The following is an 11928-nucleotide window of genomic DNA, read 5'->3' as shown; positions in this document are numbered from 1 at the left end:
GAGGGCTACGCGCCCCAGGCCTCGAACTCGTAGATGCGGGCGGCGGGGTCGGTGCCCTGGGTCGGCTTGGTCACGGACAGCCGGACGTAGCGGGCCGTGGTGCTCACCGGGTGGGTGGTGGTCCCGGCGGTGTTGCCGGTGACGGTGGCGACGGTGGTCCACGCGTCGGTCGTGGAGTTGCGCACCTGGATGGTGAAGTCCCGGGTGTTGTACGCCGCGCTCTCACCGCCCGCCGAGGCGTGCTTCACCACGAACCTGCCCAGCGGCTGCGCCGAACCGAGGTCCACCTCCAGCCACTTGCCGGACGTGGTGGTGCACCACTTGTCGCCGTTGCCGCCGTTCACGGTGCCGTTGACGGCCTTGGCCGGGGTCTCGTTGCCGTTGCACTGGCCGGACGCGGTGGCCGGGCGGTTCAGCGCCAGGTTGCCGCCGACGGGCGGGGTGCCCGTCCAGGAGACCGTGGTGGTGGCGGCGGTGGAGCGGCCGTACTCGGTGGAGACCGCCTCCACCTCGACGGTGGTGCTGCTCTCCGTGCCGGCCCGCTCCAGCTTGTTGACGAAGTAGGCGTCGGACGGGGTCGCACCGAGGTAGCTGCGGCTGCCGTCGGCATTGCGCCGGTACAGCTCGTAGTGGTGCACCGAGCCGCTGGTCGAGGCCGTCCAGGAGAGCCGCAGCGACTGGCTGGAGCCGGCCACCACGTCGCTGGCGCCGAGCACGGTGAGGCCGCTCGGTGCGGCGGGCGCGTCCACCGAGCCGTCGTAGACGGCTATCTGACCGACCCTCACGTCGTAGGCGGGGTTGGACCCGTCGACCTGCAGGCCGATCTGGGCGATGGTGCGGCCGGCGTAGGCGGACAGGTCGAGGGTGTGGCGCTCCCACCCGGTGCCGGAGTCGGCGCCGAGGTCGAGGGTGGTGAAGGTGCTCGGCGCGTCGGTGAAGGAGATCGCGGCCTTCAGGCCGGTCGCGCCGGCGGCGGGCGTCTTGAGCACCAGCGAGAGCTTGCTGTCCGCCGCGACCGGCAGCTTCGTCTGGTAGAGCCGGACGGTGTTGGCCGCGTCGAGCCGGCCGCTGAGGCGCAGCGAGGAGCCGCCCTCGTAGGCGTCGGTGAAGTCGATGGACGGGGTCAGCTTCGTGCCGGTGGAGGAGACCAGCCAGCGGTAGGTGGGCGGGACGTCCTGGAGCGAGAGGTTGTTCCAGCCGCCGGTCGCGACCCGGCCGCCGTTCGCGTTGTAGAAGTCGCCCTGGCCGGCGGAGAAGTTGGTGACGAAGGGCTTCGCGGTGATCGGCGAGGACTCGGCGACGTAGGTCGACAGGCCCTTCCAGCTCGACGAGGTCGTGGTGTTCGACGGGTCGTTGTTGGCGCCGACCCAGTAGCGGGAGTCCTTGGCGTAGAAGTCGGCGCGGTCGGTGGCGGACTTCCACGTCCACTCGGGGCGGTAGAGGCCGAGCGAGGTGGTGTGCGGCTTGCCGGCCGGGAAGAGCGCGTTCCAGTCGACGCCGGTGTTGTAGCCGTTGGCCTCGGTGTCGATGCCGGAGTAGAGGTCGTACTCGTCGCGGCCGAGGCCCCGGGCCAGCGAACGGGACGAATCCAGGCCGCCGGCGCTCCAGTTGAAGTTGAGGAACATCGAGTCGGAGGTGCGCTTGGCGCCGTCCTGGAGGAAGGCGTCGTTGGCGGAGGTCAGCGCGTTCTGCCAGGAGACCGAACCGGATTCGGTCATCGCGTCGTACCACATGTACTCGGTGCCGCTCTGCGCCTTGGTGTACTGCATGAGGTTGCGGACCTCGCCGGCCAGGGCCGAATCCCCGCCGCCGGTCTCCTGGTTGATGAACCAGCCGTCGAAGCCGTAGTACTGGGCGGCCTGGGTGAGCTTGTCGGCGACGGGGTAGCGGCTGCCGGACTTCTGGACGAAGTCGCGGACCCACTGGAGCTGGCCGCCGTACGCGGCGGGCGGGAAGAAGACGGTGCCGTAGACCTTGACGCCGTTGCGGTGCGCGGCGTCGATGACGGTCGGGTTGGGGGCGAGGATCAGGCCCTCGCCGGCCGAGCCGCCCCAGAAGACCAGCTTGTCGACGTACTGCCAGTAGCCGAAGGCGTAGTAGTTCGGGTCGGCCGAGCCCTGCGAGGGGTTGTTGGAGGTCGGTCCGAAGGAGACCAGGGAGGCGATCTTGCCCTCGCCGGCCCGGGCGTTGGGGTTGGCCTTGAGCGCCGGGTCGCCGGTGCGCGGCCGGAGCGGGACGCGGGAGCGGTTGAAGCGGGCGTCCGGGTCGGTGGCCGGGTCCCAGTTCAGGATGGTGTTCGGGTACCAGTAGGAGGCGTAGGGCTGGTTGCCGGGTGCGGCCGTGGCGGCCGCGGGGGCGGCCGGCGGGCCGGCGTGGGCGGTGGGGGCGGCGCCGAGGACGGCGGCCCCGAGGGCGGCGCTCAGCAGCAGGGGGAGGCGTCGTGACATGCGGTGGCTCCGATCGAGCGGAGGAGGGTGGGGGCGGGGCCGCCCGGGAGGGGCGGTCCGGATGCATGTGCGCGTGGTGGTGCGGGTGCGGGTGCGGGTGCGCGTGGCGCTGATCGCGGCGGTGGTTCGCTTCTCGTCCGGCGCGGTGCCGGGTGAGGGCGCCGCCGGTGGTGCGAGGTGCAGCGGGTGGTGCGGGTCGCCGTGCCCTTCGGGCCGGCGTGCCGTGCGGGGCGCCGGAACCGAACCCGGGCGAACCGAACCCGGCCGGCCCGAACCCGGGCGGGCCGGCCCGGAGCGCACGGCGGCACGGCGCCGCACCCCGGGCACCGCCCCGGCGGTACCGCCGGCACGGCGCGGGGCCGGGAGCGGCCCGACTCCCCGCCCATGGTGGCGCGCCGAGCGGGCCCGGCTCGGCGCTGCGAGGCTAAACCGGTTCAGATCCCATGTCAACGGTGCGCGCAAGAGCCACCCCGGCGGGTGATCCGGGGGCCGGCGGGGAGGTGGACTCGCGCACCGTCAGGCGCGGCGTGGGCATCTGCAGGTCCCGGCCGGGGCCGGTCCCGTCGATCACCGCGAGCAGGCTCCGCGCGACCTGCTCGCCCAGCGCGAAGGTGTCCCGGCTGAGCGCGGTCAGCGGCGGGTGGACGATCCGGGCGAGCACCGAGTCGTCGAAGGAGACGATGGACAGCTCCCCGGGCACCGCGACGCCCATCTCGCCGGCCACCCCCAGCCCGGCCACCGCCATGACGTCGCTGTCGTAGACGATCGCGGTGGGCCGCCGGGGCCGGGAGAGCAGGGCGCGGGTGGCGGCGGCGCCCTCGGCGTCGCTGAAGTCGGTCGGCACCGAGACCGCCTCCTCCAGGTCGAGCCGCCGGGAGGCGTCGCGCAGCGCGCGGATCCGGCGCTGGGTGTGCTGGAAGTGCGGCAGGCCGGCCAGGTGGGCGATCCGGCGGTGCCCGATCGCGGCCAGGTAGTCGACGATCGAGAGCATCGCCTCCCGGTCGTCGGCCCAGATCCGCAGCGGGCCGCCGCCCTTGCCGGGCCCGCCGAGCACGACGGCGGGCAGGGCGAGCTCCTCCAGCGTCTCCAGCCGCGGGTCGCGGACCTGCAGGTCGACCACGATGAAGCCGTCGACCCGGTGCTCGGAGGCCCAGCGCCGGTAGACCTCGATCTCGGCGGCGGTGTCCTCGACCACCATCAGGTGCAGCGCGACCGCGTGGGCGGAGAGCACCGCCTGGAGGCCGGAGAGCAGTTGGCTGAAGAACGGCTCGACGCCGATGGTGCGGGCGGGGCGGGCGATCACCAGCCCGACCGCGTCGGCCCGGGCGCCGCCCAGGGCGCGGGCGGCGCTGTGCGGCCGCCAGTTCATCTCCTCGGCGACCCGGAGGATCCGGGCCCTGGTCGCCTCGCTCACCCCGGGGCGCCCGTTGAGCGCGAAGGACACCGCGCCCTTCGAGACCCCGGCCTGGCGCGCGATGTCGGCGATGGTCGGTCTGCCCACAGAATCCGACTCCTCTCTTGACATCCAAGTTTAGGCGGGAGCATAGTCCCTGCAACAGCTAGACCGGTTTAGTAAGTCAGGTTCTGTACGTCAGCACAATCCCCCACCCACCCTCTGGACCGGGAGACCCTCATGCGAAGAATCTGGGCGGCACTGACGATGGCGGCGGTCACCACCGCCGCGCTCACCGGTTGCGGACTGAGCTCCGACCCCAAGAGCGACGACACCGCGGCGAGTGCGGCCGCCACCGGTGACGTCAAGGGCAAGGTCTCGCTCCAGACCTGGGCGCTCAAGCCGAAGTTCACCGACTACGTGCAGGGCGTGATCGACGGCTTCCGGAAGAAGTACCCGGGTGTCGAGGTCGACTGGCTCGACCAGCCCGGCGACGGCTACTCGGACAAGGTCCTCAGCCAGGCCGCCGCCGGCACCCTCCCCGACGTGGTCAACCTCCCACCGGACTTCGCCCTCCCGCTGGCCAAGCAGGGCCTGCTGCTGGACGTCGCCAAGGCCGACCCGAAGCTCGCCGAGGAGTACGTCGCCGGCGGCATCGACGCCTACCGCTTCACCGGCCAGGACGGCACCTACGGCTACCCGTGGTACCTCAACACCGATGTGAACTACTGGAATGCGGAGCTGCTGGCCAAGAACGGCCTGGACCCGAAGGCCCTTCCCGCCGATCTGGACGGACTGATCGCCCAGGCCAGGGTGTTCAAGGAGAAGTCCGGCGGCTCGACCTACCTGATGAGCCGCAAGCCCGGCCTCGGCGACCTCGTCAACGCCGGCGTCAAGGTGATGGCCGACGACGGCAAGTCCTTCACCTTCAACACCCCCGAGGCCGCCGCACTGCTCGACAAGTACCGCGCCGCGTTCAAGGAGGGCCTGCTGCCGAAGGACGTCCTGACCGACACCTACGCCGGCAACTCCAAGCTCTTCAACTCCGGCACGGCGGCCTGGACCACCGGTGGCGCCAACTTCATCACCAGCGTCGCCACCGACAACCCGACCCTCGCCCCGAAGATCGTCTCCTCCCCCGCGACGGGCACGCCGCCGCTCTACGTCCAGGGCCTGTCCATCCCGAGGAACAGCAAGAACCCGGCCGCCGCGGTGGCCCTGGCCCGCTGGGTCACCAGCCCGGAGAACCAGGCCGCCTTCGCCCACCTGACCAGCATCTTCCCGTCCACCAAGGCCTCCACCGGGGACCCGTTCTTCAGCAAGAGCGACGGCACCAACGCCGGTGACGCCAAGGTGGTCGCGTTCACCTCGCTGGCCAAGGCGAAGATCCTCCAGCCGGTCCAGGTCGACGACGCGATGAGCACCGTGATCAAGCAGCAGATAGCCCTCGCGATCAGCGGCGACGTGAGCTCCAAGCAGGCGCTGGACACCGCCGTCGAGCGCTGCAACCAGCTGCTCAAGGGCTGACCCCGGCCCGAACGGCGGTCCGGCCCCCGGACGCACCCGTACCGGTGGCGCGGCGGCACCCCCCCAGGAGCCGCCGCCCACCGGGGCCGGGCCGTCCACCCGCGACGACCCGCCGCACCGGGGCCACCCACCCGCGCCGGGGCCACCCACCCGGCCCGGAACCACCCACCCGGACCGCCCCCCGCGCGCCCCGCCACGACGCGACCCCACCAGACCCGCCCCGCCCCGCCCCGCCCCAGGAAGGCCTCGGCATGACCCACCGGCGTTGGTTCACCCCCTGGCTGCTCGCCGGACCCGCGATCATCTGGCTGGTCGTCTTCAACCTCTGGCCGACGATCAACACGGTGATCCTCTCGTTCACCAACGCCAAGCCCCTGGGCGGCGGCCGGTTCACCGGCCTCGCCAACTACGAACGCATCTTCAGCGACGAGCAGTTGGCCGACGCCCTGCTCAACAGCATCGTCTACCTGCTGATCTGCCTCCCGCTGCTGACCTTCCTGCCGCTGCTGCTCGCCCTGCTCGTCCAGCGCAAACTGCCCGGCATCACCTTCTTCCGCACCGCCTTCTACACCCCCGTGATCGCCTCTGCCGTCGTGGTGGCGCTGATCTGGGGCTGGGTGCTGGACGACCGCGGCCTGGTCAACGGCCTGCTCCAGCAGAGCGGGCTGGCCGACTCCCCGGTGTCCTTCCTGACCGACCGCTGGCTGCTGCTGTTCAGCGCGATCGCCCTGACCACCTGGAAGGGCCTCGGCTACTACATGGTGATCTACCTGTCCGCCCTGGCCAACGTCGGCCGCGAGCTGCACGAGGCCGCCGCCGTCGACGGCGCGAGCGCCTTCCGCCGGTTCTGGCACGTCACCCTGCCCGGGGTGCGGCCCACCATGATGCTGATCTCGGTGCTGATCTCGGTCTCCGCACTGCGCGTCTTCTCCGAGCTGTACGTGCTCTCCAACGGCACCGGCGGGCCCGGCGGCCGGGACATGTCGGTGGTGATGCTGATCCAGATGTACAGCCGCGGCTTCACCGGCCACCTGGGCTACGCCTCCGCGCTCAGCCTGCTGCTGTTCGTCATCACCCTCGGCCCGATGCTGCTCCTGATGCGCCTGAACCGGAAGGCGGACTGACCCCGTGACCGACACCGTCGCCCCCGCGAGGCCCACCACGCCCGCCACGCCGGCCCCGACCCGCCGCGCCCGGAGCTTCAACACCCCCTCCCCCGCCCGGACCGCGCTGCACTACCTGCTCCTGCTGGTCGTGCTGCTGCTGGTGATCGGCCCGTTCCTCTGGCAGCTCTCCACCTCGCTCAAGGGACCGGGCGAGGACGTCTTCACCCGCAGCCCGAGCTTCCTCCCCGAGGACCTCACCTTCGCCAACTACGGCAAGGTCGCCGACACCATCCCGGTCTGGACGTACGCGGCGAACTCGCTGATCGTCGCCTCCATCGCGATCTTCGGCAACGTGGTCGGCACCACCCTGGCCGGCTACGCCCTGGCCAAGCTGCGCTTCCGCGGCGCCCGGCTGGTCTTCGGCCTCTTCCTGGCCACGCTGATCCTGCCCGGCGAGGTCACCATCGTCTCCCAGTACGTGACGGTCCGCAGCCTCGGCCTGGCCGACTCGCTGACGGGCGTCGCGCTGCCCGGCGCGATCGCGATGCTCAACGTGCTGCTGATGCGGACCGCGTTCGCGGCCGTCCCGCCCGAACTCGACCAGGCCGCCCTGGTGGACGGCGCCACCGTCTGGCAACGCCTGTGGCACGTCGGCCTGCCGAACGTGCGCGGCATGCTCAGCGTGATCGTCATCTTCACCTTCATCGGCGCCTGGGACGACTTCCTCTGGCCGCTGATCGTGCTCAACGACCCGCAGAAGTACACGCTCACCGTCGGACTCCAGTACCTCAACGGCACGTTCAGCGCCAACCCCCGGCTGATCGCGGCCGGCACGATGATCGCCTTCCTGCCGATCGTCGTGGTGTTCGGCGTCTGCCAGCGCTTCTTCTTCAAGGGCGTCGAGGAGGGAGCCGTCAAGGGGTAGCCACGCCATCCGCCCGACCCGTCGCCGGACCAGCGACGGCCGCACCCACCGAGGAAGCCCACCGCGCATGACCGCCGCCCAGGACAGCACGACGGACCGCACGACGGACCGCACACCGGGCCGTACGCAGGCCCCCGCCGCCCCGCGCTTCGGCGTCAACTACACGCCCAGCGCCGGCTGGTTCCACCACTGGCTCGACTTCGACCTCGACGCCGTCCGCGCCGACCTCGACTCGATCGCCGCGCTCGGCCTGGACCACGTCCGGGTCTTCCCGCTCTGGCCCGTCTTCCAGCCGAACCGCACGCTGATCCGCCCGCGCGCCGTCGAGCAGCTGACCGAACTGGTGGACGCGGCCGGCGAGCGCGGTCTGGACGTCGCGGTGGACGGCCTCCAGGGCCACCTGTCGAGCTTCGACTTCCAGCCCTCGTGGACCCAGACCTGGCACCGCCGCAACCTCTTCACCGACCCGGACGTGGTCGACGGCCAGGCCGTCTACCTGCACACCCTGGCCGCCGCCCTGCACGGCCGGTCCAACTTCCTCGGCATGACGGTCGGCAACGAGGTCAACCAGTTCTCCGGCGACCCGCACCCCGACCCGGACCGGGCCACCCCCGAGCAGGTCGACGCCTGGCTGCGCCGGATGCTCGCCGCCTGCGAGGAGGGCGCGCCCGGCCGGCTCAACCTGCACGCCTCCTACGACGCCGCCTGGTACCTGGACGAGCACCCGTTCACCCCCTGGCACTCGGCCCGGATCGGCGCCGCCACCGCCGTGCACTCCTGGGTGTTCAACGGCACCGCCCAGCGCTACGGCGCGCACTCCACCGCCACCGCGCAGCACGCCGCCTACCTGGTCGAGCTCTCCAAGGCCTGGGCGGGCGACCCGCACCGCCCGGTCTGGCTGCAGGAGGTCGGCGCGCCGGCCCCGCACATCACCGCCGAGGACGCCGCCCGGTTCACCGGCGACACCGTGGCGGCCGTGCTGGACTGCCCCGACCTCTGGGGCGTCACCTGGTGGTGCTCGCACGACGTCGACCGCTCGCTGGCCGACTTCCCCGAGCTGGAGTACAGCCTCGGCCTGCTCACCACCGACCGCCGGGTCAAGCCGGCCGGCGCCCGGCTCGCCGCCGCCGTCGGGGAGCTGCGCACCGGCTGGCGGCCGCCCCGGCCGCGCACCACCGCCGTGGTGGTCGCCACCGGTGACGACGTCACCTCGCCCAAGCGCTCGGTCTGCGGCCCCGGCGGCGCCGTCTTCGAGGCGTTCATGCGCCTCGCCGAGGCCGGCGCCCGGCCGACCGCGGTGCTCGCCGAGCGCGCCGAGGACCGGGCCCACCTGGCCGCCCGGGGCATCACCGAGGTCGTCCGCCCCGACGACGTACGCTGACGCCCCGACTCCCGACCTGCCGAAAGCCGCACCCGACTCCCCGACACCACCCCTCAGTCACGCAACGGAGCCTGCTGACATGCACGATGACCGCAGCCTGGTCGAGTCCCGCCTCAAGCGCGTCCTGGAGGAGCGCATCCGCCCGGCGCTCTACCCGGAGTCCGTCCCGCTGGAGGTCTCGATCTGGACCGCGCCCGGCGAGCCCGTCCCGGTCGCCGAGGGCCTGGCCGCGCCGCGCAGCCCGGTCGCCGTCGGCGACGCCTGGGGCGCGCCGTGGAGCACCAGCTGGATCACCGTCGCGGGCACGGTGCCCGAGGCGTGGGCCGGGCGGACCGTCGAGGCCCTGATCGACCTCGGCTTCGACGCCAACATGCCCGGCTTCCAGTGCGAGGGCCTGGTCTACCGCCCGGACGGCAGCCCGGTGAAGGGCCTCAACCCGCAGAACCAGTGGGTGCGGATCGCCGCCCCCGCGGCCGGCGGCGAGCAGGTGCTGCTGCACGTCGAGGCCGCCGCCAACCCGGTCATCCTCGACTACCACCCCTTCCTGCCGACCGAGTTGGGTGACCGGGAGACCGCCGGCGACCGGCCGCAGTACAAGCTGACCCGGATGGACCTCGCGGTCTTCGACGAGACGGTCTGGCAGCTCGTCATGGACCTGGAGGTGCTGGGCGAGCTGATGGCGGAGCTGCCGGTCGACGGCGCCCGCCGCTGGGACGTGCTGCGCGCCGTCGAGCGGGCGCTGGACACCGTCGACCTCCAGGACGTCAACGGCACCGCCGCCGCGGCCCGGGAGCAGCTGGCCGGTGTGCTGGCCGCGCCCGCCGTGCCGTCCGCGCACCGGATCAGCGCGGTCGGCCACGCGCACATCGACTCGGCCTGGCTCTGGCCGCTGCGCGAGACCGTCCGCAAGGTCGCCCGCACCACCGCCAACATGACGGCGCTGCTGGAGGACGAGCCGGACTTCGTCTACACCATGTCGCAGGCGCAGCAGTACGCCTGGATCAAGGAGCACCGGCCCGAGGTGTACGCGCGGGTCAAGAAGGCCGTCGCCGACGGCCGGTTCGTGCCGGCCGGCGGCATGTGGGTGGAGTCCGACACCAACATGCCGGGCTCGGAGGCGATGGCCCGGCAGTTCGTGCACGGCAAGCGGTTCTTCCTGGAGGAGTTCGGGGTCGAGAACCAGGAGGCCTGGCTGCCGGACACCTTCGGCTTCACCGGCGGACTGCCGCAGATCATCCGCAACGCGGGCTCCAAGTGGCTGCTGACCCAGAAGATCTCGTGGAGCCAGGTCAACACGTTCCCGCACCACACCTTCCTCTGGGAGGGCATCGACGGGACGCGGATCTTCACCCACTTCCCGCCCGTGGACACCTACAACTGCTCGATGAAGGGCAAGGAGATCGCGCACGCCGCGCGGAACTTCAAGGACAAGGGCGTGGCCCGGCACTCGATCGCCCCGACCGGCTGGGGCGACGGCGGCGGCGGCACCACCCGCGAGATGATCGCCAAGGCGGCCCGCCTACGGGACCTGGAGGGGTCGGCGACGGTCCGCTGGGAGCGGCCGGCCGAGTTCTTCGAGAAGGCGCAGGCCGAGTACCCGAACCCGCCGGTCTGGGTCGGCGAGCTGTACCTGGAGCTGCACCGCGCCACCCTGACCAGCCAGGCCAGGACCAAGCAGGGCAACCGCCGCAGCGAGAACCTGCTGCGCGAGGCCGAGCTGTGGTGCGCCACCGCCGCGCAGCGCACCGGCCTGGCGTACCCGTACCAGGAGCTGGACCGGATCTGGAAGACGGTGCTGCTGCACCAGTTCCACGACATCCTGCCCGGCTCGTCGATCGCCTGGGTGCACCGCGAGGCCGAGGCGACGTACGCGGCGCTCGGCGAGGAGCTGGAGGCGCTGATCGGCCGGGCGCAGCAGGCCCTGGCCGGGGACGCGGCGGGCGGGCGCGAGCTGGTGTTCAACGGCGCCCCGCACGCCCGCTCGGCGGCGCCCGCCGGCGGCGCGGCGCCCGCCTCGGCGGCGCGGGCGGACGGCTGCGCGGTCGCCGCCCGCGACGGGGGCGGCTTCGTGCTCGGCAACGGGCTGCTGTCCGTCACGGTGGACGGCGACGGCCTGGTGGTCTCGGTGGTGGACCTCGCCTCCGGCCGCGAGACGGTGGCCCCCGGTGCCCGGGCCAACCTGCTCCAGCTGCACCCGGACTTCCCGAACATGTGGGACGCCTGGGACGTCGACCAGTTCTACCGCAACACCGTCACCGACCTGACCGCGGCGGACGCGGTGACGGTCGCGCTCGACGCGCCGGACGCGGTGGCCGTCCGGGTGGCGCGCTCCTTCGGCTCGTCCACGGTGGTCCAGACGCTGACCCTGCGCGCGGGCGCCGGGCGGCTGGACATCGACACCGAGGTGGACTGGCACGAGACGGAGAAGTTCCTCAAGGCGGCCTTCCCGCTGGACGTGCACACCGAGCGGTACGCCGCCGAGACGCAGTTCGGCCACCTGTACCGGCCCACCCACACCAACACCAGCTGGGAGGCGGCCAAGTTCGAGGCCTGCAACCACCGCTTCGTCCACCTGGACGAGCCGGGCTGGGGCGTCGCGCTGGTCACCGCCTCCACCTACGGCCACGACGTCACCCGCACGGTGCGCCCGGCGGACGGCGGCACCACCACCACGGTGCGGTTCTCGCTGCTGCGCGCGCCGCGCTTCCCCGACCCGGAGACCGACCAGGGCCTGCACCGGTTCCGGCACGCGCTGGTGCCGGGCGCCGGGATCGCCGACGCCGTCCGCGAGGGCTACCTGATCAGCCTGCCCGAGCGGCGGGTGACCGGCACCGCCGAGGCGGTCCGGCCGCTGGTGGAGCTGGACCAGGACGCCCTGGTGGTCAGCGCCGTCAAGCTGGCCGACGACGGCAGCGGGGACGTCGTGGTCCGCGTCTACGAGGCCAACGGCGGCCGCGCCCGGGGCCGGCTCACCACCTCGTTCCCGCTGGCCGGGGCGGTGCCCTGCGACCTGCTGGAGCGGCCGTGGGACGGCACCCGCGGATCGGTGGAGGTGAGCGGTGACGGCGTCGAGCTGGCGCTGCGCCCGTTCGAGCTGGTCACGCTGCGCCTGACGGCCGCGGCCGGCTGACGGCCTACCCTGTCCGTTG

General features: G+C 72.5%; 7 protein-coding genes. 5 read left to right on the top strand and 2 right to left on the bottom strand.

Features of this window, described 5'->3' with window-relative positions:
• Positions 1–5: 5 nt before the first annotated feature.
• Both ACWDRR_RS01235 and ACWDRR_RS01230 read right to left on the bottom strand, forming a co-directional pair.
• Entirely contained in the window at positions 6–2447 is a 2442-nt protein-coding gene (locus ACWDRR_RS01235) for an endo-beta-N-acetylglucosaminidase (RefSeq protein WP_449770079.1), read from the bottom strand.
• A gap of 424 nt (positions 2448–2871) precedes the next feature.
• On the bottom strand, positions 2872–3948 hold the full coding sequence (locus ACWDRR_RS01230; protein WP_449770078.1) for a LacI family DNA-binding transcriptional regulator: 1077 nt from the start codon (positions 3946–3948) through the stop codon (positions 2872–2874).
• A gap of 132 nt (positions 3949–4080) precedes the next feature.
• On the opposite strand from ACWDRR_RS01230, the gene ACWDRR_RS01225 reads away from it, so the two are divergent.
• The 5 genes from ACWDRR_RS01225 to ACWDRR_RS01205 all read left to right on the top strand — a co-directional run bounded on the left by ACWDRR_RS01225 (position 4081) and on the right by ACWDRR_RS01205 (position 11909).
• On the top strand, positions 4081–5367 hold the full coding sequence (locus ACWDRR_RS01225) for an ABC transporter substrate-binding protein (RefSeq protein ID WP_449770077.1): 1287 nt from the start codon (positions 4081–4083) through the stop codon (positions 5365–5367).
• 251 nt (positions 5368–5618) lie between these two features.
• The gene (locus ACWDRR_RS01220; protein ID WP_449770076.1) at positions 5619–6491 is read left to right on the top strand and encodes a carbohydrate ABC transporter permease; all 873 of its coding nucleotides are present in this window, start codon (positions 5619–5621) and stop codon (positions 6489–6491) included.
• A 4-nt stretch (positions 6492–6495) separates the two neighbouring features.
• Positions 6496–7398 (top strand): carbohydrate ABC transporter permease, encoded by a 903-nt coding sequence (locus ACWDRR_RS01215; RefSeq protein ID WP_449770075.1) that lies wholly within the window; start codon positions 6496–6498, stop codon positions 7396–7398.
• A gap of 67 nt (positions 7399–7465) precedes the next feature.
• Positions 7466–8779: a glycoside hydrolase 5 family protein gene (locus ACWDRR_RS01210; protein WP_449770074.1), complete on the top strand. Its 1314-nt coding sequence runs from the start codon at positions 7466–7468 to the stop codon at positions 8777–8779.
• 79 nt (positions 8780–8858) lie between these two features.
• The gene (locus tag ACWDRR_RS01205; RefSeq protein WP_449770073.1) at positions 8859–11909 is read left to right on the top strand and encodes an alpha-mannosidase; all 3051 of its coding nucleotides are present in this window, start codon (positions 8859–8861) and stop codon (positions 11907–11909) included.
• Positions 11910–11928: the final 19 nt, after the last annotated feature.

The organism is Kitasatospora sp. NPDC003701, assembly GCF_053587085.1.
Note: the sequence above shows the minus strand (reverse complement) of the source record. Positions and strands in the feature narration are given on the sequence as shown.

Bases quoted from the DNA above. Each gene is read 5' to 3' on its own strand.
- ACWDRR_RS01210 (WP_449770074.1), top strand. From the start codon at position 7,466: ATGACCGCCGCCCAGGACAGCACGACGGACCGCACGACGGACCGCACA.
- ACWDRR_RS01225 (WP_449770077.1), top strand. From the start codon at position 4,081: ATGCGAAGAATCTGGGCGGCACTGACGATGGCGGCGGTCACCACCGCC.
- ACWDRR_RS01235 (WP_449770079.1), bottom strand. From the start codon at position 2,447: ATGTCACGACGCCTCCCCCTGCTGCTGAGCGCCGCCCTCGGGGCCGCC.
- ACWDRR_RS01205 (WP_449770073.1), top strand. From the start codon at position 8,859: ATGCACGATGACCGCAGCCTGGTCGAGTCCCGCCTCAAGCGCGTCCTG.
- ACWDRR_RS01220 (WP_449770076.1), top strand. From the start codon at position 5,619: ATGACCCACCGGCGTTGGTTCACCCCCTGGCTGCTCGCCGGACCCGCG.